General features: G+C 60.4%; 21 protein-coding genes. All 21 read left to right on the top strand.

Translation table 11 applies throughout. The features are described from left to right. The first annotated feature begins 120 nt into the window (after positions 1 to 120). The 21 genes from PW947_RS12745 (at position 121) to PW947_RS12645 (ending at position 23,879) form a co-directional block, all read left to right on the top strand. A complete protein-coding gene (locus tag PW947_RS12745) occupies positions 121 to 1,287 on the top strand; it encodes an IS30 family transposase (RefSeq protein ID WP_299632139.1) in 1,167 nt (388 codons plus the stop codon). Between the two features lie 640 nt (positions 1,288 to 1,927). After that, positions 1,928 to 3,640, top strand: coding sequence for a choline dehydrogenase (locus PW947_RS12740; RefSeq protein WP_299632137.1), 1,713 nt, complete (start codon positions 1,928 to 1,930; stop codon positions 3,638 to 3,640). 259 nt (positions 3,641 to 3,899) lie between these two features. Then, entirely contained in the window at positions 3,900 to 4,679 is a 780-nt protein-coding gene (locus PW947_RS12735) for an ABC transporter ATP-binding protein (protein WP_299632136.1), read from the top strand. Next, entirely contained in the window at positions 4,676 to 5,431 is a 756-nt protein-coding gene (locus PW947_RS12730; RefSeq protein ID WP_299632135.1) for an ABC transporter ATP-binding protein, read from the top strand. The genes PW947_RS12735 and PW947_RS12730 overlap by 4 nt, the downstream gene beginning before the upstream one ends. 113 nt (positions 5,432 to 5,544) lie before the next feature. Further along, entirely contained in the window at positions 5,545 to 6,762 is a 1,218-nt protein-coding gene (locus PW947_RS12725; protein ID WP_299632133.1) for an ABC transporter substrate-binding protein, read from the top strand. 85 nt (positions 6,763 to 6,847) lie between these two features. After that, positions 6,848 to 7,732 (top strand): branched-chain amino acid ABC transporter permease, encoded by an 885-nt coding sequence (locus PW947_RS12720; protein ID WP_299632132.1) that lies wholly within the window; start codon positions 6,848 to 6,850, stop codon positions 7,730 to 7,732. Next, a complete protein-coding gene (locus PW947_RS12715; protein WP_299632131.1) occupies positions 7,732 to 8,703 on the top strand; it encodes a branched-chain amino acid ABC transporter permease in 972 nt (323 codons plus the stop codon). The genes PW947_RS12720 and PW947_RS12715 overlap by 1 nt, the downstream gene beginning before the upstream one ends. Before the next feature lie 575 nt (positions 8,704 to 9,278). After that, positions 9,279 to 10,445, top strand: a complete 1,167-nt coding sequence (locus tag PW947_RS12710; RefSeq protein WP_299632130.1) for an ABC transporter substrate-binding protein — start codon at positions 9,279 to 9,281, stop codon at positions 10,443 to 10,445. Between the two features lie 316 nt (positions 10,446 to 10,761). Further along, positions 10,762 to 11,922 (top strand): ABC transporter substrate-binding protein, encoded by a 1,161-nt coding sequence (locus PW947_RS12705; RefSeq protein ID WP_299632129.1) that lies wholly within the window; start codon positions 10,762 to 10,764, stop codon positions 11,920 to 11,922. A gap of 266 nt (positions 11,923 to 12,188) precedes the next feature. Beyond that, positions 12,189 to 13,244: a branched-chain amino acid ABC transporter permease gene (locus PW947_RS12700; protein WP_299632128.1), complete on the top strand. Its 1,056-nt coding sequence runs from the start codon at positions 12,189 to 12,191 to the stop codon at positions 13,242 to 13,244. A gap of 4 nt (positions 13,245 to 13,248) precedes the next feature. Next, positions 13,249 to 15,033: a branched-chain amino acid ABC transporter ATP-binding protein/permease gene (locus tag PW947_RS12695; protein ID WP_299632127.1), complete on the top strand. Its 1,785-nt coding sequence runs from the start codon at positions 13,249 to 13,251 to the stop codon at positions 15,031 to 15,033. Beyond that, positions 15,033 to 15,809 carry an ABC transporter ATP-binding protein gene (locus PW947_RS12690; RefSeq protein WP_299632937.1) on the top strand — a complete coding sequence of 259 codons (777 nt, stop codon included), beginning with the start codon at positions 15,033 to 15,035 and terminating at the stop codon, positions 15,807 to 15,809. The genes PW947_RS12695 and PW947_RS12690 overlap by 1 nt, the downstream gene beginning before the upstream one ends. Positions 15,810 to 15,983: 174 nt before the next feature. Beyond that, on the top strand, positions 15,984 to 17,945 hold the full coding sequence (gene mnmG / locus PW947_RS12685; RefSeq protein WP_299632126.1) for a tRNA uridine-5-carboxymethylaminomethyl(34) synthesis enzyme MnmG: 1,962 nt from the start codon (positions 15,984 to 15,986) through the stop codon (positions 17,943 to 17,945). Beyond that, the gene (gene rsmG, locus PW947_RS12680; RefSeq protein WP_299632125.1) at positions 17,942 to 18,625 is read left to right on the top strand and encodes a 16S rRNA (guanine(527)-N(7))-methyltransferase RsmG; all 684 of its coding nucleotides are present in this window, start codon (positions 17,942 to 17,944) and stop codon (positions 18,623 to 18,625) included. The genes mnmG and rsmG overlap by 4 nt, the downstream gene beginning before the upstream one ends. Before the next feature lie 80 nt (positions 18,626 to 18,705). After that, complete coding sequence (locus PW947_RS12675) at positions 18,706 to 19,476, top strand: AAA family ATPase (protein ID WP_299632124.1); 771 nt, start codon at positions 18,706 to 18,708, stop codon at positions 19,474 to 19,476. 37 nt (positions 19,477 to 19,513) lie between these two features. After that, on the top strand, positions 19,514 to 20,404 hold the full coding sequence (locus PW947_RS12670; RefSeq protein ID WP_299632123.1) for a ParB/RepB/Spo0J family partition protein: 891 nt from the start codon (positions 19,514 to 19,516) through the stop codon (positions 20,402 to 20,404). A gap of 395 nt (positions 20,405 to 20,799) precedes the next feature. Continuing rightward, a complete protein-coding gene (locus PW947_RS12665) occupies positions 20,800 to 21,312 on the top strand; it encodes an ATP synthase subunit I (protein WP_299632122.1) in 513 nt (170 codons plus the stop codon). A gap of 222 nt (positions 21,313 to 21,534) precedes the next feature. Further along, a complete protein-coding gene (gene atpB / locus PW947_RS12660) occupies positions 21,535 to 22,386 on the top strand; it encodes a F0F1 ATP synthase subunit A (RefSeq protein ID WP_299632121.1) in 852 nt (283 codons plus the stop codon). A 75-nt stretch (positions 22,387 to 22,461) separates the two neighbouring features. After that, positions 22,462 to 22,731: a F0F1 ATP synthase subunit C gene (atpE, locus tag PW947_RS12655; RefSeq protein WP_007180033.1), complete on the top strand. Its 270-nt coding sequence runs from the start codon at positions 22,462 to 22,464 to the stop codon at positions 22,729 to 22,731. Positions 22,732 to 22,866: 135 nt separating this feature from the next. After that, positions 22,867 to 23,337, top strand: coding sequence for a F0F1 ATP synthase subunit B (locus tag PW947_RS12650; RefSeq protein ID WP_299632073.1), 471 nt, complete (start codon positions 22,867 to 22,869; stop codon positions 23,335 to 23,337). 2 nt (positions 23,338 to 23,339) lie between these two features. Then, positions 23,340 to 23,879 (top strand): F0F1 ATP synthase subunit delta, encoded by a 540-nt coding sequence (locus tag PW947_RS12645; RefSeq protein WP_299632072.1) that lies wholly within the window; start codon positions 23,340 to 23,342, stop codon positions 23,877 to 23,879. Positions 23,880 to 23,932 lie beyond the last annotated feature (53 nt).

Here is a 23,932-nt window from a genome sequence, read left to right as displayed (position 1 = left end):
GCGGGACCGCACCTACTTTTCTTTGCTCGCGCAAAGAAAAGTAGGCAAAAGAAAGCGCGGCGGATTCAACCGGTCGTTGCAACACATCTGTTCCAATACGGAATCGGAGAGTGGAGCACCATGGAACGACAGAGGAAACATTGGCTAAACGCGCAGCAGAAGAGCGATATCTGGAAGATGTGGCGCGCAGGAGAGTCGCTGAGTGCCATCGCGCGCATGCTCGGGCGTCACCCAAGCGGGGTTTGTCGGGTCATCTGTAAAACTGGGGGAATTTCTCCGGTCGCCCGCACACGATCAGCGCGGTCGCTGACACTTGCCGAACGCGAGGAGATCTCGCGAGCTTTGGTTGCAGGCATGTCAATGTGTCAGATCGCGTTGCAACTGGGGCGCTCGACATCCACCATTACGCGGGAAGTCGCGCGCAATGGTGGCAGCCACAGATATCGTGCACACGAGGCCGATGCCAATGCATGGGAGCGGGCGCGGCGCCCCAAGGCGTGTGTGCTGTCGGAGAATGCCCGGCTTCGCCGGCTGGTAGCAGCCAAGCTCAAACTACAATGGGCTCCTGTACAGATAGCAGGGTGGCTGCGGCGTGAGTTCCGGGGCAACAAGGACATGCAGATATCTCACGAAACGATTTACCGAAGCCTGTTTATCCAGGCGCGAGGTGTCCTTAAGAAGGAACTCGTTGCCCATCTGCGTACGAACCGTCTGATGCGTCAGGCGAAGCTTGCCTCGGCAAGCGGCCAGGGCAGAGGCAGGATAAGCGAGGCGGTGTCGATCAGTGAACGCCCGGCCGAGGCGGAGGACCGGGCGGTGCCGGGTCACTGGGAAGGTGATCTTCTGGCCGGCTCGGGTAACAGCTATATCGCCACACTGGTGGAGCGGCACTCGCGTTATGTGATGCTGGTCAAGGTCGCAGGCAAAGATACGGCAAGTGTGGTGTCCGCGCTGATAAAGCAGGTGAACAAACTGCCGGCAGAACTACGCCGGTCGCTGACATGGGATCGCGGCACAGAGATGGCGAGCCACAAGAAATTCACGATTGCCACGGACGTACAGGTGTATTTCTGCGATCCGCAAAGTCCGTGGCAGCGAGGCAGCAACGAGAACACGAACGGTCTTCTGCGTCAGTACTTCCCCAAGGGGGTGCCGGTGGACGGCTATTCGCAGGCTGAGCTAAACAAGGTTGCCGCGCGCCTGAATGGTCGGCCTCGCCAGACCCTGCAATTTATGAACCCTGCTGAAAAACTGGCAGAAACGTTGGGGGTTGCAACGACCGGTTGAATCCGCCGCGTTTACCTCGCGCTTCGTAGCGAGTGGCGTCTAGTAATTTTCGGGTAGTGGACCGCGCACGTTTGGAGTGGTCGGTCCGTTTTTCCTGGTGGTCCGCGCCGGCACATCCCGCCCGCTGCGCGGCGGTAGCCCACTTCAAAACCCCGGTTGCGCTACGGTATCTGTCGGGCTTTTCGACGGTTCCGACGCTCTGTGTAGCTGGGAATTTTGCGAGGGAGAACTGAACGGTGCATACCAGGAAAATGGGTGTTGTGACGGACGGAGTGCAGTGCGCGAAGAGCGCTGAGAGAAATAGACGGGGCTGTGCCCGACGGCTGTCGCGGAGCGAACAGCCGGAACGAATGACTGCCTTGTCACTAGCTTAAGCGGTGCGGCAACTCAGATCGTGCGCGGTCCACTACCCGTTCTGAAAGGACGCCACTCGCTACGAAGTGTTGGTGTAAACGCGCTTTCTTTTGCCTACTTTTCTTTGCGCGAGCAAAGAAAAGTAGGTGCGGTCCCGCACAGGGACGATCCAGGCGGACCACCGCGAAAACAGGCCACGCACGACAAGCCAAGACCACCAACCCCAACAGCCAGCCAGAAAGAAACAAAGAAAAAAAAGCAAAAGCACGAACCGGAGACAACCAGAATGACCACCACCTCAACAAGAAAACCCGAAGGCGAATACGACTACATCATCATCGGCGCCGGCACTGCCGGCTGCGTACTCGCAAACCGCCTGACCGAAGACCCCGACATCTCCGTGCTGCTCCTCGAAGCGGGTGGCAAAGACGACTACCACTGGATCCACGTGCCGGTGGGCTACCTCTACTGCATCGGCAATCCCCGCACTGACTGGCTCTACAAAACCGAACAGGAACCGGGCCTCAACAACCGCCAACTGTCATATCCACGCGGACGTGTACTCGGCGGTAGTTCGTCGATCAACGGCATGATCTATATGCGCGGCCAGCGCGAAGACTACGACGAATGGGCCCGCATCACCAACGATCCATCATGGTCCTGGTCCAACGTGCTGCCGATCTTCAAACGCAGCGAAGATCATCACGGCGGCGTATCGGAATCGCATGGCGCGGGTGGACCGTGGCGCGTCGAAAAGCAACGCCTCAAATGGAAAATCCTCGAGACGTTCTCGCAAGCGGCACAGCAAACCGGTATCCCCGCTACCGACGACTTCAATCGCGGTGACAACACCGGTGTCGGCTATTTCGACGTCAACCAGAAACGCGGCATCCGCTGGAACGCATCGAAAGCCTTCCTGCGACCGGCGATGAAACGCCCGAACCTCACGGTCATCACCGGTGCGCTCACGCAACGTGTCGTGTTCGATGGACGACGCTGCGTCGGCGTCGAATTCCGCGGCGATAACACCGACTACTTCGCGAAAGCCAAAGCGGAAGTCATCCTCAGTTCGGGTGCGGTCAACTCGCCGCAATTGCTCGAACTGTCCGGCATCGGGAATGGCGCGCGCCTGCAGAAACTCGGCATCGATGTCGTGCAGGATCTGCGCGGTGTCGGCGAAAACCTGCAAGACCATCTGCAATTGCGAATGGCGTACAAGGTCCACGGTGTGCGCACGCTGAACACGGCATCGGCGCATTGGTGGGGAAAACTGATGATCGGCCTGCAATACGTGCTGATGCAAAGCGGCCCGATGTCGATGGCGCCGTCGCAACTCGGCGCGTTCGCAAGATCGAATCCCGACGATCGATCGCTGACGCGTCCCGATCTGGAATATCACGTGCAGCCGCTGTCGCTCGATCGTTTCGGTGAACCGCTGCATCGCTTCAACGCATTCACCGCATCGGTCTGCCATCTGCGGCCGACGTCGCGCGGCAGCATTCACATCGCATCGAACGATCCGCATGCGGCACCGTTGATCGCGCCGAACTATCTGTCCACCGACTACGACCGCCAGGTCGCAGCCAACGCATTGCGGCTGACGCGACGCATCGCTGCTGCACCAGCGTTGTCGCGCTATCGACCCGAGGAAATTTTGCCGGGCGTCGAATTCCAGACCGAGGAAGAACTTCAGCAGGCGGCGGGCAAGGTCGGCACGACGATCTTTCATCCGGTCGGCACCTGCAGGATGGGCACCGCCGACGATCCCGCCGCCGTCGTCGATACGCGGCTGCGGGTGATCGGCGTGGACGGACTGCGCGTCGTCGATGCATCGGTGATGCCGTTGATCACGTCGGGCAACACCAATTCGCCGACGCTGATGATCGCCGAACGCGCGAGCGTCATGATTCGCGAAGATCGTCGCGCGCGCATCGACGGCACCTACCAGCCCGCCGGCACCACGACGCCGCGCGCAACATTGCCCGTGTCGGTTACGTGACACGTCGCGCGACACGCTAAAGGGGCGCGCAACGCGTCTGTACGACGCCGCGCGCGCGTTCGCCACTAAGTGCAAATCCCAATGAATGCGCTGCATCATTGGCGCGACAATGGCATCCATGCTGCGTGGCACGCCCCGGACGATCTCCGGATTGGTGCACCACGCCACGGCGGGCACGGGGGGTGCCACCGTCCAATGTCGCGCAGGTGTCACGCGCGGAAGATCGCAGTGTTTCGCCTCACTTCGCATGGAAGGGAACATGATTCTCGGCGACACGATTCTCGAAACGCGCGGACTGACCCGTGAGTTCAAGGGCTTCATCGCCGTCAACGGTGTGAACCTGCGCGTACGCCGTGGTTCGATCCACGCACTGATCGGCCCAAACGGCGCAGGCAAAACAACCTGCTTCAATCTGCTCACCAAATTTCTCGTGCCGACGGCCGGGCAAATCGTCTTCAACGGTCTCGACATCACGCGCGAACGTCCGGCGCAAATCGCCCGGCGCGGCATCATCCGTTCATTTCAGATTTCCGCTGTATTTCCACATCTGACAGCATTGCAGAACGTTCGCGTCGGCTTGCAACGCAGTCTCGGCACAGCATTTCATTTCTGGAAAAGCGAGCGCACGTTGCGTGAACTCGACGACCGCGCGATGGATCTGCTGACGCAAGTAGGCCTGACCGATTTCGCGGATACGCACACCGTCGAACTTTCGTACGGTCGCAAGCGCGCGCTCGAAATCGCCACCACGCTCGCGATGGAACCCGAGTTGATGCTGCTCGACGAACCGACGCAAGGGATGGGTCACGAAGACGTCGATCGCGTCACCGCGTTGATCAAGAAGGTGTCGAGCGGTCGCACGATCCTGATGGTCGAACACAACATGAACGTGATCGCCGGCATTTCCGACACGATCACCGTACTGCAACGCGGCGAAGTACTGGCCGAAGGCAGCTACGCCGAAGTGTCGAAAAATCCGCTCGTGATGCAGGCCTACATGGGCAGCGCCGACGCCGCCCTCGCCGGAGCGCACGCATGAATACTCTGGCGGAACGCGAGAGCGTCGAGGTGAGCGGCGCGACGGGCGAGCCTGCGCTCGCGATCAGCGGCCTGCAGGCGTGGTACGGCGAATCGCACATTTTGCATGGCGTCGATCTGAGCGTGAATCGCGGCGAAGTGGTCACGCTGCTGGGCCGCAACGGCGCGGGACGCACCACGACCTTGCGCGCGATCATGGGGCTCACTGGACGCCGGACAGGTTCGATCCGCGTGTCCGGAAAAGAAACCATCGACCTGCCGACGCACAAGATCGCGCATTGCGGAATCGGCTATTGCCCGGAAGAACGCGGCATTTTTTCGAGCCTGTCGTGCGAGGAAAACCTGCTGCTGCCGCCGCCGATCGGCGACCGCTCGCTGATGATGTCCATCGATGAAATCTACGAGATGTTCCCGAATCTGAAAGAGCGCCGCGCCAGTCAGGGCACGCGTCTTTCCGGCGGCGAACAGCAGATGCTCGCGGTTGCGCGCATCCTGCGCACGGGCGCGAACCTGCTGCTGCTCGATGAAATCTCCGAAGGTCTCGCGCCCGTGATCGTCCAGGCGCTGGCCCGGATGATCGTCACGCTCAAAGCGCGCGGATACACGATCGTGATGGTCGAACAGAATTTTCGTTTCGCTGCGCCGCTCGCCGACCGCTTCTACGTGATGGAGCACGGTGGCATCGTCGAGCACTTCGGCGCGAGCGAACTCGAAAGCAAGATGCCGGTGCTGCACGACCTGCTCGGCGTATAAGCGGGGCGGGCGCATCCCGACCGGAGATCGGGAACGGGGTCATCTCGTGATAGCGACCAGTGCAGCGCCCGATTGCCTCTGATAACCACAAGCATGGAAACAAGGAGACACGCATGAAACTGAAGACATTCGCCAGATTGTCGGCCCTCTGCTTCGCGGCCGCCGCAAGCGCAATGTTCACCGCGGGCAGTGCGCAAGCCGCGGACGGGGCGACCGTGAAGATCGGCTACATCACCGATCTGTCCGGTCTGTATGCCGATATCGACGGCCAGGGCGGTCTCGAAGCGATCCGCATGGCGATCGCCGATTTCGGCGGCAAGGTCAACGGCAAGCCGATCGAACTGGTCTACGCCGATCACCAGAACAAGGCCGACATCGCCGCGTCGCGCGCGCGCGAATGGATCGATCGTGACGGCGTGAACGCGATCATCGGCGGCACGAACTCGGCTACGGCGTTATCGACCAATCAGGTCGCGGGCGAAAAGAAGATTCCGTACATCAACATCGGCGCAGGCGCGGACAACCTCACCAACGAGCAATGCACGCCGTACACGGTTCACTACGCGTACGACACGATGGCGCTCGCGAAGGGCACGGGTTCTGCGGTGACGAAGCAGGGCGGCAAGACGTGGTACTTCCTGACCGCCGATTACGCATTCGGCAAGGCGCTCGAAAAGAACACCTCGGACGTGGTCAAGGCAAACGGTGGACAGGTGCTCGGCGCGGTGCGTCATCCGTTGTCGGCGTCGGATTTCTCGTCGTTCCTGTTGCAGGCGCAATCGTCGAAAGCGCAGGTGCTCGGTCTCGCGAATGCGGGCGGCGACACGATCAATTCGATCAAGGCCGCAAAGGAATTCGGCATCCAGAAGTCGATGAAGATCGCCGCGTTGCTGATCTTCCTGACCGACATCCACAGCCTCGGACTCGAAACGACGCAAGGCCTGGTCGCCACGGATAGCTGGTACTGGAACAAGGACGACGCGACCCGCAAGTGGGCGCAGCGTTACTTCGCGAAGATGAAGAAGATGCCGACCAGTCTGCACGCCGCGGACTATTCTGCCGTCACCACGTATCTGAAGGCCGTGCAGGCCGCCGGCACGACCGACAGCGACAAGGTGATGGAGCAGCTGCACAAGATGAAGATCGACGACTTCTACGCGAAGGGCTATATCCGTCAGGACGGCAGCATGATTCACGACATGTATCTGATGGAAGTGAAGAAGCCGTCGGAATCGAAAGAGCCGTGGGACTACTACAAGATCACCGCGACCATTCCGGGCGAACAGGCGTTCGGCACCAAAGCGGAATCGCGCTGCGCGCTGTGGAAGTAAGCGGTCCGCAGACGATGCGTGACGGGCGGCGGGTAGGCTGCCCGTCACGCATCGCTGCGCCGAAATCAATCTGACGGCGGATTCGATGGATATCTTTGGCATTCCGCTCCCGGCGATGCTGAGCCAGTTGCTGCTCGGGCTCGTCAACGGCTCGTTCTACGCGATCCTCAGCCTCGGGCTCGCGGTGATCTTCGGCCTGCTCAACGTGATCAACTTCGCGCACGGCGCGTTGTTCATGCTCGGCGCCATGCTCACGTGGATGGGGCTGTCGTATTTCAATCTGCCGTACTGGGCGATGATCTTCATCGCGCCGCTGATCGTCGGCGTGTTCGGCATGGTGATCGAACGCACGATGCTGCGCTGGCTGTACAAGCTCGATCATCTGTACGGGCTGTTGCTGACGTTCGGTCTGACGCTGGTGGTGGAAGGCGTGTTCCGCTCGATCTACGGTTCGTCTGGGCAGCCTTATGACGTGCCGGAGGCGTTGACTGGCGCGACCAATCTCGGCTTCATGTTCCTGCCGAACTATCGCGCGTGGGTCGTGGTCGCGTCGTTGATCGTGTGCTTCGCGACGTGGTTCGTGATCGAGAAAACGCGGCTCGGCGCGTATCTGCGCGCAGGCACCGAAAACCCGAAACTCGTCGAGGCGTTCGGTATCAACGTACCGCTGATGATCACGCTGACCTACGGCTTTGGCGTGGCATTGGCGGCGTTCGCGGGCGTGCTGGCGGCGCCGGTGATCCAGGTTTCGCCGCTGATGGGCCAACCGATGATCATCACCGTTTTCGCGGTGGTCGTGATTGGCGGGATGGGCTCGATCATGGGCTCGATCCTGACGGGTCTGCTGCTCGGCGTGATCGAAGGACTGACGCGCGTGTTCTATCCGGAGGCGTCGGCGACGGTCGTGTTCGTAATCATGGCGATCGTGCTGCTGGTTCGGCCGGCGGGTCTTTTCGGCAAGGAAAAATGATGCAGAGAAAATTACTCTACGCGCTGCTGCTGGTCTTTCTGATCGCGGCGCCGTTTATCGGCATCTATCCGTTGTTCGTGATGAAGACGCTGTGCTTCGCGCTGTTTGCGGCGGCGTTCAATCTGTTGATCGGCTATACGGGCCTGCTGTCGTTCGGACACGCGATGTTTCTCGCGTCGGCCGGCTACGTGACCGGCTATTTCATCCAGTCGATGGGTGTGTCGCCGGAACTCGGCGTGCTTGCAGGCACGCTGACCGCGACGTTGCTCGGGCTGGTGGTCGGACTGTTCGCGATTCGCCGGCAGGGCATCTACTTCGCGATGGTCACGCTCGCGCTCGCGCAGATGGTCTACTTCGTGTTCCTGCAGGCGCCGTTCACCCATGGCGAGGACGGTTTGCAAGGCGTGCCGCGCGGCAAACTGTTCGGCGCAATCGATCTGTCGTCCGATCTGACGCTGTATGCCGTCATGCTGGTCGTGATGGTGGCCGCGTTCGGTTTGATCGTGCGGATCGTGCATTCGCCGTTCGGCCAGGTGCTGGTTGCGATCAAGGAAAACGAGCCGCGTGCGATCTCGCTCGGCTACGACACGGATCGCTTCAAACTGCTTGCGTTCATTTTGTCGGCGGGACTCGCGGGGCTTGCGGGTTCGCTGAAGGTGGTGGTGCTCGGCTTCGAAACGCTCGGCGATGCGTACTGGACCATGTCGGGGCTGGTCGTGCTGATGACGCTGGTTGGCGGCATGGGCACGCTGTTCGGGCCACTGGTCGGCGCGGCGTTGATCGTCGCGCTTGAAGACCGGCTCGGCGATATCGGCAGCGCGCTTGCGCGCGTGACGCGGGTCGACTGGTTCAACTCGCTGGGCGAATCCGCGACGATCGTGACCGGCATTATTTTCATCGCGTGCGTGCTGGCGTTCCGGCGCGGCATCGTCGGAGAGATCGTCGCGCGGGTCAAGCCGTTACGTGCGTGAGAACATCGGGCGTGAAGGCTCGGTAACGAAGCGAACGGAAGAAATTGTTCTGACGCCACATCAAAATGGCGTACATTTGGCGACTCGGAGTCGTTGCACGTGCAACGATTTCACCGGATTTTCGCTTCGCGGGCATGCCCCAAAAAAGTGCTTTACTGCACCACTAGGGTAAATGCTAGTTGTCTGAAGAACGCCAGATCGTTAATCTTCATGCAGTTCTGATGCACCGAATTTAGCAGGTGGAGAACGAGGAGACAATGAGGCACTCAGTGCCCAAGACGAAAACGCTGCTGGATTGATATCCAGCAGCGTTTTTTATTTGTGCGGACGTTTTTCCTTCTGTCGCGTATTTCTGCGGTTATCCCTTCCAGCAGGCTGTTTTTCTGTCTGTTGCGTCACGTTTTTTCGTGTTTTAAAACCTTGCAAAGCGCTTGCCGCAGGCCGGTTTGGTCCGCTAAACTCGCCGTTCACCGACCGCTGAGTCGGTTTATGAAAAGTATATTCGACTGACCTGAATTCGATCGTCAGGCAGGCAGAGACATCAACACAAATTACGTGGCAGCAGAGGAGCGGGGATGAAGTCGGCATTGCGTTGGATCAGCGCGGCATGTGTCGCGGCAAGCGTCACGGCAGCTTGGAGCGGCAGCGCCGCCGCTGACGTGAAGATCGGTGTGACGGTCTCGGCGACGGGGCCGGCAGCATCGCTGGGCATTCCGGAAAAGAACACCATTGCGCTGCTGCCGAAAGAAGTCGCAGGGCAGAAGATCGACTACATCGTGCTCGACGACGCAACGGATTCCACCCAGGCCGTCAAGAACGCACGCAAGCTCACCAGCGAAGATCACGTCGACGCATTGATCGGTTCGACGGTCGTGCCGAACTCGCTGGCCATGATCGACGTCGCCGCCGAAACCCAAACCCCGATGATCTCGATGGCCGCAGCGGCCACCATCGTCGAGCCGATGGATGCGAAGCGCGCGTGGGTCTTCAAGACGCCGCAGAACGACATCCTGATGGCCACCGCGATCGCGCAGCACATGTCGAATCACGGCGTGAAAACGGTCGCGTTCATCGGCTTCGCCGATGCATACGGCGAGAGCTGGTTCAAGGAATTCGGCAAGGCCGCTGAGCTCGCGAAAATCAAGGTTGTCGCGAACGAACGCTTCGCACGCAGCGACGCGTCGGTTACGGGTCAAGTGCTGAAGATGATGTCGCAGAACCCGGATGCCGTGCTGATCGCCGGCGCGGGAACGCCCGCAGCGTTGCCGCAAAAAACGCTCAGGGAGCGCGGCTACAAGGGCAAGTACTACCAGACCCACGGCGTCGCCAATAACGACTTCCTGCGCGTGTGCGGCAAGGATTGCGAGGGCACGTATCTGCCCGCCGGACCGCTGCTGGTCGCCGAACAATTGCCCGATTCGAACCCCGTGAAGAAGTCCGCGCTCGCGTACAAGCGCGCGTATGAAGCGGCTAACGGCGCGGGTTCTGTATCGACATTCGGCGGTCATGCATGGGATGCAGGATTGCTGTTGCAACGTGCAATTCCGATCGCACTGAAGAAGGGACAACCCGGCACGCCGGCGTTCCGCGAAGCGTTGCGCGCTGCGATCGAAAGCACGAAAGATTTGCCTGCCGCACACGGCATCTTCAACATGAGCGCGAACGATCACGCCGGTCTCGACCAGCGTGCGCGCGTGATGGTGGAGATCAGCGGCGGCAAGTGGAAACTCGCTGGCGACTGAGCGGAGCCCATCGTCCCGCACATATCTAAAAAAGGCGCGTACTGCTAACGCGCCTTTTTTTTCGCGTGTAGAAAGGGAGCGATGCGCGTTCGGGTGACGCGCGAGAGTCGCGAAAAGAGCAGGTTTGCGAACGTCGATAAAGCGTTCGCATGCAGCAGTGTTGCGCCGCACGGACGACAAGAAACCGTCGCGCGACTATTCGCCGGTGAGCAGGGAAAACCATGCTTGGCATGGCCCGACCCGATCACTAGATTCAGAAGCCCAGCCCATGAGGCGGGTTACACGATACGCGGTTAAAGCCGTTTGGAGACAGGCAATGAAGAAGACAACGCAGTGGGTGCGCGCAAGCATTGCGCTCGCGCTGGTGTGCGGCGCGGGGGCGGCATCCGCCCAGGTGAAGATCGGGGTGACGCTGTCGGCGACGGGGCCGGCGGCGTCGCTCGGCATTCCTGAAAAGAATACGATCGCGCTGCTGCCGAAAGAAATCGGCGGCAAGAGCGTCGAATACATCGTGCTCGACGACGCGTCCGATACCAGCAAGGCCGTGCAAAACACGCGCAAGCTGATCGATGAAAACCACGTCGATGCGATCATCGGTTCGACCGTCACGCCGAACTCGCTGGCAATGCTCGATCCCGTCTCCGAAGGCAAGACGCCGATGATCTCGCTGGCCGCATCGGCCGCGATCATCTCGCCGATGGACGCGAAGCGCGCATGGGCATTCAAGCCGCCGCAAAACGACGATCTGATGGCCGACGCGATCGCGGGCTATATGGAGAAGCATGGCGTCAAGACGGTCGCGTTCATCGGTTTCGCCGATGCGTACGGCGAGAGTTGGTACAAGGTGTTCGGCGCGGCCGCCGACAAGCACCATCTGAAAATCGTGTCGAACGAGCGCTTCAACCGTGCCGATCCGTCGGTGACGGGACAGGTGCTGAAGATGGTCGGCGCGAATCCGGATGCGGTGCTGATCGCGGGTTCGGGTACGCCTGCGGCACTCCCCGCAAAAGCGCTCAAGGAGCGCGGCTACAAGGGCAAGATCTATCAGACGCACGGCGTCGCGAACAACGACTTCCTGCGCGTCTGCGGCAAGGATTGCGATGGCGAATTGCTGCCCGCCGGTCCGATCCTCGTGACGGATCAACTGCCGGATTCGAACCCGGTTAAGAAATCGTCGCAAGCCTATAAGAACGCGTACGAGAAAGCCTACGGCGTGGGCACGGTGGCGACGTTCGGCGGTCATGCATGGGATGCCGGGCTGATGCTCCAGCAAGCCATTCCGGTGGCGCTGAAGACCGCGCAACCGGGTACGGAAGCGTTCCGTGTGGCACTGCGTGGCGCACTGGAAAACATCAAGGAATTGCCTGTGTCGCACGGCATCATGAACACCACGCCGACCGATCACAACGGCCTCGACAACCGTGCGCGCGTGATCGTCGAAATCGTCGACAACAAGTGGAAGCTGCAAGGCGAATAAGCCACGCCGTGACGCGCGATAGACGACGCGTCACGTAGACGACGAAGCAACACACACTATAAAAATACGCGCCTCTCGCGCCCGGTGCGGTGACGTTGCCGCACCGTTTTCGCCCGACGCCACTGGCGTCGTCCGCCGCGCTGCTGGTTGGCGCGGCGGCTGTTTTTCTGGGTCCGCCTTCAGGTGGGCACGCATCGCAGGCCGCGGGCGCAATCGCGTGCGCGGCCGTTTTTCAGTTTCGATTTCGACGTTCCAGGACGGGGAGTATGGATCTTTCAATAGCGGCCATTCTCGCGCAGGACGGCATCACCACCGGCGCGATTTACGCGCTGCTCGCGCTTGCGCTTGTGCTGGTGTTTTCCGTCACGCGCGTCATTTTTATCCCGCAAGGGGAATTCGTCTCGTATGGCGCACTGACGATGGCGGCCATCCAGACACAAAAATTTCCGGCGACATGCTGGCTGCTGATCGCGATGGGCGTTGCCTGTTTCGTGGTCGAGACGGCGGGGATGATCCGGCATGCCGAGCGACGCCGTCACATGGCGCGCACGCTGGCGATGCTGGCCGGCAAGTATCTGCTGTTTCCGATCGCGGTCTATGCGGTCACGCGCGGCATCGTACTACACGACCTGCCGATGATCGTGCAGATCGCGTTGACGCTGCTGATCGTGATTCCGATGGGCCCGTTCGTGTATCGGCTCGCCTATGAACCGATCGCCGAAGCGACGACGTTGTTGCTGCTGATCGTCGCGGTGGCGGTGCACTTTGCGATGGTCGGACTCGGGCTCGTGATGTTCGGCGCGGAAGGCTCGCGCACCAACGCGTTCTCCGACACCACGTTCAACCTCGGCACGCTGACGATCTCGGGACAAAGTATCTGGGTGGTCGGCACGGCGGTGGTGTTGATCGGTGCGCTGTACCTGTATTTCGACCGTTCGATCTCGGGCAAGGCCTTGCGCGCGACGTCGGTGAACCGGGTCGGCGCGCGGCTGGTCGGGATCGGCACGACGCAAGCGGGGCGCCTCGCGTTCACGCTCGCAGCGGGCCTCGGCGCGCTTTGCGGGATCCTCGTCGCGCCGCTGACGACGATCTACTACGACTCCGGCTTCCTGATCGGTCTCAAGGGCTTCGTGGGCGCGATTATCGGCGGATTGATCAGTTATCCGCTGGCAGCGGCCGGCTCGATCCTGGTCGGCCTGCTGGAGTCGTATTCGTCGTTCTGGGCCAGTTCATATAAGGAAGTGATCGTGTTCACGCTGATCATCCCGGTGCTGCTGTGGCGGAGTCTCGCCAGCCCGCACGCCGAAGAGGACGAGGAGTGACACGATGAAACGGATCATGCAAAGCAAGTTCTTCTGGCTGTTCCTCGTGGTGATTTTCGCGTTGCCGGTGCTGCCGCAACCCATCCACGTTCCCGAGTACTGGGTGACGCTGCTCAACTATATCGGGCTGTATGCGATCGTCGCGATCGGCCTTGTGCTGCTGACGGGGATCGGCGGGATGACGAGCTTCGGGCAGGCGGCGTTCGTCGGCGTCGGCGCGTACACGACGGCGTATCTGACGACGCAGTTCGGCGTGTCGCCGTGGCTCGCGTTGATCGTCGGCGTGGTGCTGACGGCCGCGATCGCGCTGTTGCTCGGGCTGGTGACGATGCGTCTGTCGGGCCACTTCCTGCCGCTTGGGACGATCGCGTGGGGGCTCGCGCTGTTCTTCCTGTTCGGCAATCTGGAGATCCTCGGCAAGTACGACGGGATCAACGGCATTCCGGTCCTGAACGTGTTTGGGATCAACCTCGAATCGGGTCGCCACATCTATTACCTGATCTGGGTCGTCGTGCTCGGCGCGGTCGTTTCTGTTCAGAATCTGCTTAATAGCCGGCCGGGTCGCGCGATTCGCGCGTTGCGTGGCGGCGGATCGATGGCGGAAGCAATGGGCGTGAACACGGCCTGGATGCGCGTGGTGATCTTCGTCTATGCGGCGGTCCTCGCGTCGATCTCGGGCTTTCTGTATGCGCACCTGCAACGTGCAGTGAATCCGACGCCGTTCGGCCTGAACCATGGCATCGAGTTTCTGTTTATGGCGGTGGTGGGCGGAGTCTCGCATGTGTGGGGCGCGGTGCTCGGCGCGGCGATCCTTACGATCCTGCAAGACTATCTGCAAACGCTGCTGCCGAAACTGCTGGGTGAAAACGGCAACTTCGAAGTGATCGTGTTCGGCATCTTGATGGTGTTGCTCCTTCAGTACGCGCGGCAAGGTGTTTGGCCGTATGTCGCGCGACTGTTTCCGAAGCCGCCGCGCGCGCATGTTCCGGATCACGCAGAGCCTTTGCCGCAGCGCAGCAAGCCGACGACCGGTGAACCGCTGCTGACGGTGGAGAAGGCGCGCAAGCAGTTCGGCGGCCTGGTTGCCGTCAACGACGTGAGTTTCGAGGTGAAAGCGGGGCAGATCATCGGTCTGATCGGCCCCAACGGCGCGGGCAAGTCCACGACCTTCAATCTGGTGACGGGCGTCTTGCAAGCCACGAGCGGCGCAATCACATTCCGGGGCGAGCGGATCGATTCGCTGACTTCACGTGAAATCGTTCGTCGCGGGATCGGCCGGACGTTCCAGCACGTGAAGTTGCTGCCGGGCATGACGGTGCTGGAGAACGTCGCGATTGGCGCGCATCTTCGTGGGCACGCGGGCGTGTGGCGCAGCATCGTCAAACTGAATGGCGCTGAAGAAGCGCGTTTGATGGCGGAAGCGGCGCGTCAGATCCGCCGTGTCGGACTCGAACAGCACATGTACGACGAAGCAGGTAGCCTGGCGCTTGGTCAGCAGCGGATTCTCGAAATTGCCCGCGCGCTGTGTTGCGACCCGACGTTGCTACTGCTCGACGAACCGGCTGCCGGTCTGCGCTATCAGGAGAAGCAACAACTGGCGACGCTGCTCCGGAAGCTGAAGGAAGAGGGCATGAGCGTGTTGTTGGTCGAACACGATATGGATTTCGTGATGAACCTGACCGACCGGCTGGTGGTGATGGAGTTTGGGACGCGCATCGCGGAAGGTTTGCCGCTCGATGTGCAGAAAGATCCGGCGGTGCTGGAAGCGTATCTGGGCGGGGTGGAATGATGAGCGAGCAAAATCAGGAAGTAGACGCATCGACGACGCCGATCCTCGACGTGACGAACCTCGCGGTTCGCTACGGCAAGGTTGAAGCGTTGCACGGTGCGGCTATCAAGGTGCGGCCGGGGCAGATCGTGTCGGTGATCGGTCCGAACGGCGCGGGGAAATCCACGTTGCTGAACGCAATCATGGGTGCGTTGCCGGTAACGGGACACGCTAAAGGCGTGATCGTGTATCGCGGCGAGGATGTGAGCGCCGTGCCTGTCGAAAAGCGGGTCGCACGCGGGATGTGTCTGGTACCGGAAAAGCGCGAGTTGTTTTCGACGATGACGGTTGAAGACAACCTCGTGCTTGGTGCCTATCGTCGCAAGCGTGCAGGGGAGCGCAATTTTCTTGATCAGCTGGAACCGGTGTTTACGCTTTTCCCGCGATTGAAAGAACGCCGGAAACAGGCAGCCGGGACGTTGTCCGGTGGTGAGCGTCAAATGCTGGCGGTCGGGCGCGCATTGATGGGCAAGCCGGATTTGTTGATGCTCGATGAACCGAGTCTGGGTTTGGCGCCGCTGATCGTGAAGGAGATCTTTCATATCATCAGCGCGCTGCGTCAGACGGGCGTCGCGACGTTGTTGATCGAGCAGAACGCGCGCGCGGCACTGCAAATCTCCGATTACGGCTATGTGCTAGAGACAGGGGAGTTGGCGCTCGAAGGTCCGGCTGCGGATTTGGCGCAAAATCCGCGCGTCATTGAAACATATTTGGGTTTGACGAAAAAAGCGGCGTAGCGTCCCAGCCGACGGGTGTTTGCTGCGAATTCGAGCGGCGTGTTTCACGTGAAACACGCCGCTTTTTTGTTGTTTTGGCCATTCGGCCGAATTCGGGCCGAAAGCGAACCCGTTATAATTCGCCCATACTTTTTCCTCTGAAAGGCTCACGCGAAGGTCTGCGTGAGATCTGCGATGCTTTTTCCCTCAGAATTTGACGTAATCGTCGTCGGCGGTGGCCACGCCGGTACGGAAGCCGCTTTGGCTTCCGCGCGCATGGGCAACAGGACGTTGCTGCTGACGCATAACATCGAAACCCTCGGCCAGATGAGCTGCAATCCGTCGATCGGCGGCATTGGCAAGGGCCATCTGGTCAAAGAAGTCGATGCGCTCGGCGGCGCCATGGCGGCCGCCACCGATGAAGGCGGTATCCAGTTCCGGATCCTGAATTCGTCGAAAGGCCCGGCCGTCCGTGCGACCCGCGCGCAGGCTGATCGTCTGCTGTACAAGCAGGCAATCCGCCATCGACTCGAGAATCAGCCGAATTTGTGGCTGTTCCAGCAGGCCGTCGACGATCTGGTCGTCGAGGGTGATCGTGTTGTCGGCGCGGTGACGCAAGTCGGATTGAGCTTCCGTGCGCGCGCTGTCGTGCTGACCGCCGGAACGTTCCTCGACGGCAAGATCCACGTCGGACTGAACAACTACACGGGCGGTCGCGCGGGCGATCCGGCTGCGGTGTCGCTGTCTGCGCGTCTAAAAGAACTGAAGTTGCCGCAAGGCCGCCTGAAAACGGGTACGCCGCCGCGTATCGACGGTCGCACGATCGACTTCTCGCAACTCGATGAGCAACCGGGCGACCTCGATCCGGTGCCGGTGTTTTCGTTTCTCGGCCGCGTTGAGCAGCATCCGCGGCAGGTGCCGTGCTGGGTCACGCATACGAACGAGCGCACACACGACATCATTCGTAGTGGCCTCGACCGCTCGCCGATGTACACGGGCGTGATCGAAGGGGTGGGGCCGCGGTATTGCCCGTCGATCGAGGACAAGATTCACCGCTTTGCATCGAAAGATTCGCATCAGATCTTCCTCGAGCCGGAAGGTTTGACGACGAACGAGTTCTATCCGAACGGCATCTCGACCAGCCTCCCGTTCGACGTGCAGCTTGAGCTGGTGCGTTCGATGCGTGGTCTGGAGCACGCGCACATCCTGCGTCCGGGTTATGCAATCGAATATGACTACTTCGATCCGCGCGGCCTGAAGGCCTCGCTGGAAACGAAGGTAATTAGCGGCCTGTTCTTCGCCGGACAGATCAACGGGACCACTGGTTACGAAGAAGCGGCTGCGCAGGGTTTGCTGGCCGGGATTAATGCTGGTTTGTACGTGCAAGGTAAAGATGCGTGGTGTCCGCGCCGCGATCAGGCGTACCTTGGCGTGCTCGTCGATGATCTGGTCACGCAAGGTGTCTCCGAGCCGTACCGGATGTTCACCAGCCGCGCCGAATACCGTCTGAGCCTGCGCGAAGACAATGCCGATATGCGCTTGACGGAAATGGGCCGCGAATTGGGCATCGTGGACGACGTACGTTGGGACGCCTTTAGTCGTAAACGCGACGCTGTTTCACGTGAAACAGAGCGACTGCGCACGACGTGGGTGAATCCGAAGACATTGTCTGCGGACGAAGCTACCGCATTGTTGGGCAAGCCGATCGATCACGAATACAGTCTCGCCGACCTGTTGCGCCGTCCGGGCGTTACGTACGACGGCGTTTGCGGCTTGCGTGACGGTGCCTGCGAGGCGCCTGAGCAGTTGGCCGAGGACGACGTTCTGCTCGCGCAGATCAAGGAGCAGATCGAAATCGGTGTGAAGTATCAGGGGTATATCGACCGTCAGGCCGGCGAAATCGAACGTAACGAAGCCCACGAAAGCACGCGTCTGCCGGAAGCGCTGGATTACGCGGAAGTTCGCGGCTTGTCGTTCGAAGCGCGTCAAAAGCTGACGCAGTTCCGTCCCGAGACGATCGGCCAGGCGTCGCGCATTTCCGGTATTACGCCGGCAGCGATTTCGCTGCTGATGGTTCACCTGAAGCGCGGTCTGGGCCGTCGGCCGACGAAGCCGGTCGAAGGCAATGGCGGCGATAACACGCCGGTCGTGCAATGAGCGGTCGTCAGAAGGGGATTGGCGCGGACCGCGACGCGCTCGCAGCGTTGCTCGCCGATGGGGCAACGGCGCTCGGACTGAATCTGTCCGCGCAACAACACGACAAGTTGCTCGATTACGTTGCGTTGCTGGCGAAGTGGAACGCGGTCTATAACCTGACCGCGATTCGCGATCCGCGGCAAATGTTGATCCAGCATATTCTCGATTCGCTGTCGATCGTGCCGCATCTGGCACCGCTCGGGCCGTCGTCGGCGCTGGACGTGGGTTCGGGTGGTGGTTTGCCCGGCATCGTCATGGCGATCGTTCTACCGGACTGGTCGATCACGCTGAACGATATCGTCCATAAGAAGACTGCTTTTCAATCGCAGGCGAAGGCTGAACTCGGACTGAGCAATCTATCGGTTGTCACGGGACGGGTCGAGACTTTGAAGCCGGGCGTTGAAGTTGCCGGTAAATTCGACGTGATTGTGTCTCGCGCGTTCGCAGAGTTGGCCGACTTCGTTACACTGGCGCGGCACCTGGTTGCGGATGGCGGCGCAATCTGGGCGATGAAGGGCGTGCAGCCCGACAGCGAAATCGAACGCTTGCCGGCCGGATCGAAGGCCGAGCAGATTATCCGTCTCACCGTGCCGCAACTCGACGCCGAGCGTCACCTGATCAAGGTTTCAGTCGCCGGATAACACCGCCAACCCGGCGCATGCCGGGATGCAGTACCCGCAATTCCAAAAACACTTTTCAAAGCTGCAAGGGCACACCAACGATGGCAAAAATCTTCTGCGTTGCGAACCAGAAGGGGGGCGTCGGTAAAACGACGACGGCGGTTAATCTAGCCGCGAGCCTCGCATCGCAAGACCAGCGTGTCCTCCTTATCGATCTGGACCCGCAAGGCAATGCCACGATGGGTAGCGGCGTCGACAAAGCCGCCTGCGAAAACACGATTTACGAAGTTCTGGTCGACGGCGTGGCCGTGTCGGACGCGCGAGTGCGACCTGAAGCTGTTTCATATGATGTATTGCCTGCGAATCGCGAACTGGCTGGCGCCGAGGTTGAACTCGTCAGCGTCGAGAATCGCGAGAAGGTGTTGCGCACGGCATTGGCGGCCGTCGAAGCCGACTACGATTTTGTTCTGATAGATTGCCCGCCGGCATTGTCGCTGTTGACCTTGAATGGCCTGTGCGCGGCGCACGGCGTGATCATCCCGATGCAGTGCGAGTATTTCGCGCTCGAAGGCTTGTCCGACCTCGTCGCCACGATCAAACAGGTTCACGCGAACCTGAATCGCGATTTGAAGGTCATCGGGTTGTTGCGGGTGATGTTCGATCCGCGCATTACCTTGCAACAGCAGGTGTCCGAGCAGTTGAAAGAACATTTCGGCGACAAGGTGTTCGACGTGGTGATTCCGCGGAACGTGCGCCTCGCCGAAGCGCCGAGTTACGGATTGCCCGGCGTGGTGTTTGACCGGGCGTCGCGCGGCGCGCAGGCCTACGTGCAGTTTGGCGCGGAGATGATTGAACGGGTGCGCGCGTCGTGACGCGCGGACAGGCATCCAGGCGGATCGAGGAAGCACGATGAACGCAGTAGCGAGAAAGAAGGGATTGGGGCGCGGGCTTGAGGCGCTACTCGGCGGCAGCGCGGACATCACCGAGGCGGTGAAAATCGACGGCGCGCCGCATACGTTGCCGCTCGACAAGCTGCAGGCCGGCAAGTACCAGCCGCGCACGCGGATGGACGAGGGCGCGTTGCAGGAGCTGGCCGCGAGTATTCGCGCGCAGGGTTTGATGCAGCCGATTCTCGTGCGTCCGGTTGGCCCCGATCAGTTTGAAATCATCGCGGGCGAGCGACGCTTCCGGGCCGCCCGTCTTGCCGGTCTCGATGAAGTGCCGGTGTTGGTGAAGGACGTGCCCGATCAGGCGGCCGCCGCGATGGCACTGATCGAGAATATCCAGCGCGAGGATTTGAACCCGCTCGAAGAGGCGCAGGGCATCCAGCGTTTGCTCGACGATTTCGGTTTTACGCACGAGCAGGCGGCGGAATCGGTGGGGCGCTCGCGCAGTGCAGTGTCGAACTTGCTGCGATTGTTGAACCTGGCTGCGCCAGTTCAGACGATGTTGCTCGCCGGCGATCTCGACATGGGCCACGCACGCGCGTTGCTCGCCGTCGACGCCGCGACGCAGATCACGTTGGCCAATCAGGTTATCAACAAGCGGATGTCGGTGCGCGAGACGGAGAAGCTGGTCACGTCCACGACCAAAATCACGCCGACCTTGAAAGCGCGCGCGAATCAGGATGGCGGACGCGATACGCGACGTCTCGAAGAAGAGTTGTCGGATCTGCTGTCAGCGACGGTGAAGATCAAACTCGGCCGACGCGGCCGTGGCCAGGTGCTCGTCGACTTCGGCGACCTCGATGCGCTGGAAGGCATTCTGGTGCGTTTGCGGGGCGGAGCAGCGACGGCTTGATCGAATATCGCCGCTGTTTCGAGTTGATCGTTTTCTAGGCAGGCATCGCGCGCGCATCGAGTGCAATCGCGCGATTTTTCGATATCTTCGTGGCTAAAATAGGTAGCTCTCCGGGTTGCCTAATTTCCAATCATTCGGCCGTAAATCCCAGTTCTTTCGACGCCTGTTCAGCGCGTCATTTGCCTACCACTATTCAGCCTTACAGTCAGTAATCGATTGCCCTATTGAGACACTATGCCGCATCATGAGGGGCGGTTTTGCGCGGTTTATTGAACGGCCTAAAGTCTTGAATTGCCTGCAACTATCGCTTACAATCGCCCGGATTTAATTGCTAGGCAACCCCGTAAGTGGCATGTAAGCTCGCGGGCTAATTTGGACTTTTGCGGAACACTGCGATGGCGGGTCAAGCGCCGAACCACAGGCACGACGAACACCGCGCGGTCAGCAACATTCCGTCTGCGTCCGAAGAGGCATGGGATGTCGAGCAGCAAGATAACAATATCGTTCCGCTTACGCGGGCCGAGGCTGAAAAGCTGTTTGGTCCGAATGTGAGCCGTCCATCGCGCGTCACGCCTTTCAAGGTCGTGGCGGCGCAAATGGTTTTGTCCCTGGGTGCTACGCTGGTGTGGTGGCTGCTTTCCAAGCCGCCGGGCGCTGCTGCGCTATCCGCGTTTCTGGGTGGAGCGATCTGCTGGATACCGGGCGCGCTGTTTGCAGCGCGCCTCAGAACACTGAGCGGCGCCGAAACGGTGATGAGCTGGATGATCGGCGAAGCGCTCAAGATGGGGACAACAATAGCGATGTTTGTCGCAATTGCCTTCTGGTATCACGACGTACGCTGGATTCCGCTACTCGTGACCTACCTCATCGCACTGAAGACGTACTGGATCGCGCTCGCGTGGCGATGAACCGCCCGCAGTAAAGCAAGTCAGGCAGTCGCGGCAGCGACTCAGGCAGCACAATCGAGCAGCATTCAAGCGGCAAACAGAATTGAAAGCAGGCTGACGCAAGGCGTCAGTCAAGGGCGCGCAGGTTCGACACAACCTGCGCTGGCATGTTCCCGCAATGCAGCATTGCATAGACGGGAATAGCCCGGATAGATTTTCGACAATTTGGGTGGCATTAACGATATGGCAGCTAGCGAAGGCACGCGCGCTCTGGATCCTTCAGAGTACATCGCGCACCACTTGCAGAACTTTTCCACCGCGAAGCAGACGTCGATTTTCGACATTCACGTCTGGAATATCGACACCCTGTTCTGGTCGATTGTTTGCGGTCTGGCTACGATCTTCATCCTGCATCTTGCCGCTCGCAAGGCGACGTCCGGCGTGCCGGGCCGTTTCCAGTGCGCGATCGAAATGCTGGTCGAGCTGGTCGAAGATCAATCCAAGTCGATGATTCACGGCAGCCGCACGTTCATCGCGCCGCTCGCGCTGACGGTGTTCGTCTGGGTCGCCCTGATGAACTCGCTCGACTTTATCCCCGTCGACCTCCCGGGCCGTGTGATCGGCTGGTTGGGTCTGTCGGGCGTCATCCCGCACCACCGCATCGTGCCGACCGCCGACCTTAACGGCACGCTCGGCATCGCACTCGGCGTGTTCGTGCTGATGATTTACTACAACTTCAAGATCAAGGGCGTAGGCGGTTTCGTACATGAACTGCTGTCCGCTCCGTTCGGCTCGCATCCGCTGCTGTGGATCCCGAACCTTGCACTGAACATCATCGAGTTCGTCGCGAAGACGGTCTCGCTCGGCATGCGGCTGTTCGGCAACATGTACGCGGGCGAACTGTTGTTCCTGCTGATTGCCTTGCTCGGCAGCATCTGGAGTTTCGGCGCGGACACGACGGTGCTTGGCTTCATCGGCCACGTGATCGCCGGCAGCGTGTGGGCCATCTTCCACATTCTGATCGTGCTGCTGCAGGCGTTCATTTTCATGATGCTGACGCTGGTGTATCTCGGCCAGGCACACGACACCCACTAATCCGGGCTGTCGAACCAATCAAGCTTTAGTTTTTTAAATCCCAGTTCCAAAAAGACTTTTCACAAAGGAGTGATCATGCAAGCTTTCATCGCCAACATCCAGGGTCTGACCGCCATCGGTATCGGCATCATCATCGGCCTGGGTGCTATCGGCGCCTGTATCGGTATCGGCCTGATGGGCGGCAAGTACATCGAAGCGTGCGCACGTCAGCCTGAACTGATGAACCCGCTGCAAACGAAGATGTTCCTGCTGGCTGGTCTGATCGACGCGGCGTTCCTGATTGGCGTTGGTGTGGCAATGCTGTTTGCGTTCGCGAACCCGCTGCTGTCGAAGCTGGCAGGCTGAGGTTCCTCGGAAGTTTGCGCCTGATCGATAACAATCAGGCGCAGGGCGGAACGGGCACTGGGCGCTGATCGAACACAGAATCGATGAGCGCCTTGCCGTTTCACTTTCCGAACTAGCAACGTTTAAGGAAACACCGTGAATCTCAACGCAACCCTGTTTGCGCAAATGGTCGTGTTCCTGATCCTCGCGTGGTTCACGATGAAGTTCGTGTGGCCGCCGTTGATCAACGCCCTCGACGAGCGCGCGAAGAAGATCGCCGATGGCCTGTCGGCCGCCGAAAAGGGCAAGGCTGAACTCGCTGCCGCGCACAAGAAAGTCGACCAGGAACTCGCGCAGGCTCGCAATGACGGCCAGCAGCGCATCGCCGACGCTGAAAAGCGCGCGGTCGCCCTCGCCGACGAAATCAAGGCACAGGCTCACGCCGAAGCCGCCCGGATCGTCGCGCAAGCGAAGGCCGATGCTGACCAGCAAGTCGTGAAGGCGCGTGAAACCCTGCGTGGCGAAGTCGCTTCGCTGGCGGTGAAGGGCGCTGAACAGATCCTGAAGCGCGAAGTCGATCAGTCGGCCCACGCCGACCTGCTGAATCAACTGAAAGCCGAGCTCTGATCATGGCCGAACTTGCAACCATCGCCCGTCCGTACGCAGAAGCGCTGTTTGGCGTGGCCGAAGCTGGTGACACCGCCGCCTGGTCCACGCTCGTGCACGAGCTGGCACAGGTTGCGCGTCTGCCCGAAGTGCTGTCGATCGCCACGAGCCCGAAAGTAAGCCGCGCACAGATCAGCGAATTGCTGCTCGCCGCGGTCAAATCGCCGCTCAAGGACAATGCGCAGGCGAAGAATCTGGTGCAGATGCTGGTGGATAACCATCGTCTGCAACTGCTGCCGGAAATCGCCACGCAGTTCGAAGAGTTGAAGAACGCCCGTGAAGGCGCGGCCGATGTGCTGATCGTCAGCGCATTCCCGCTCGAAGGCGCACAGTTGAACGACCTCGTCGCAAGTCTCGAACGCAAGTTCAAACGCAAGCTGAAGCCGACGGTTGAAACCGACGCGTCGCTGATCGGCGGCGTGCGCGTGACGGTCGGCGACGAAGTGCTCGATACCTCGGTCCGCGCGCGGCTTGCCAGCATGCAGACGGCTCTGACGGCCTGAAGCGCCTAAAGCGCTGAAGCGGCTGGCACGCAACAGAATTGACTATCAGGAGC

This window comes from Paraburkholderia sp., from assembly GCF_028283785.1.
Lineage (GTDB): Bacteria > Pseudomonadota > Gammaproteobacteria > Burkholderiales > Burkholderiaceae > Paraburkholderia.
The sequence above is the reverse complement of the archived record's forward strand: the minus strand, read 5'-3'. Positions and strand labels throughout refer to the sequence as shown.

Bases quoted from the DNA above. Each gene is read 5' to 3' on its own strand.
- PW947_RS12745 (WP_299632139.1), top strand. From the start codon at position 121: ATGGAACGACAGAGGAAACATTGGCTAAACGCGCAGCAGAAGAGCGAT.
- PW947_RS12740 (WP_299632137.1), top strand. From the start codon at position 1,928: ATGACCACCACCTCAACAAGAAAACCCGAAGGCGAATACGACTACATC.
- PW947_RS12735 (WP_299632136.1), top strand. From the start codon at position 3,900: ATGATTCTCGGCGACACGATTCTCGAAACGCGCGGACTGACCCGTGAG.
- PW947_RS12730 (WP_299632135.1), top strand. From the start codon at position 4,676: ATGAATACTCTGGCGGAACGCGAGAGCGTCGAGGTGAGCGGCGCGACG.
- PW947_RS12725 (WP_299632133.1), top strand. From the start codon at position 5,545: ATGAAACTGAAGACATTCGCCAGATTGTCGGCCCTCTGCTTCGCGGCC.
- PW947_RS12720 (WP_299632132.1), top strand. From the start codon at position 6,848: ATGGATATCTTTGGCATTCCGCTCCCGGCGATGCTGAGCCAGTTGCTG.
- PW947_RS12715 (WP_299632131.1), top strand. From the start codon at position 7,732: ATGCAGAGAAAATTACTCTACGCGCTGCTGCTGGTCTTTCTGATCGCG.
- PW947_RS12710 (WP_299632130.1), top strand. From the start codon at position 9,279: ATGAAGTCGGCATTGCGTTGGATCAGCGCGGCATGTGTCGCGGCAAGC.
- PW947_RS12705 (WP_299632129.1), top strand. From the start codon at position 10,762: ATGAAGAAGACAACGCAGTGGGTGCGCGCAAGCATTGCGCTCGCGCTG.
- PW947_RS12700 (WP_299632128.1), top strand. From the start codon at position 12,189: ATGGATCTTTCAATAGCGGCCATTCTCGCGCAGGACGGCATCACCACC.
- PW947_RS12695 (WP_299632127.1), top strand. From the start codon at position 13,249: ATGAAACGGATCATGCAAAGCAAGTTCTTCTGGCTGTTCCTCGTGGTG.
- PW947_RS12690 (WP_299632937.1), top strand. From the start codon at position 15,033: ATGAGCGAGCAAAATCAGGAAGTAGACGCATCGACGACGCCGATCCTC.
- mnmG (WP_299632126.1), top strand. From the start codon at position 15,984: ATGCTTTTTCCCTCAGAATTTGACGTAATCGTCGTCGGCGGTGGCCAC.
- rsmG (WP_299632125.1), top strand. From the start codon at position 17,942: ATGAGCGGTCGTCAGAAGGGGATTGGCGCGGACCGCGACGCGCTCGCA.
- PW947_RS12675 (WP_299632124.1), top strand. From the start codon at position 18,706: ATGGCAAAAATCTTCTGCGTTGCGAACCAGAAGGGGGGCGTCGGTAAA.
- PW947_RS12670 (WP_299632123.1), top strand. From the start codon at position 19,514: ATGAACGCAGTAGCGAGAAAGAAGGGATTGGGGCGCGGGCTTGAGGCG.
- PW947_RS12665 (WP_299632122.1), top strand. From the start codon at position 20,800: ATGGCGGGTCAAGCGCCGAACCACAGGCACGACGAACACCGCGCGGTC.
- atpB (WP_299632121.1), top strand. From the start codon at position 21,535: ATGGCAGCTAGCGAAGGCACGCGCGCTCTGGATCCTTCAGAGTACATC.
- atpE (WP_007180033.1), top strand. From the start codon at position 22,462: ATGCAAGCTTTCATCGCCAACATCCAGGGTCTGACCGCCATCGGTATC.
- PW947_RS12645 (WP_299632072.1), top strand. From the start codon at position 23,340: ATGGCCGAACTTGCAACCATCGCCCGTCCGTACGCAGAAGCGCTGTTT.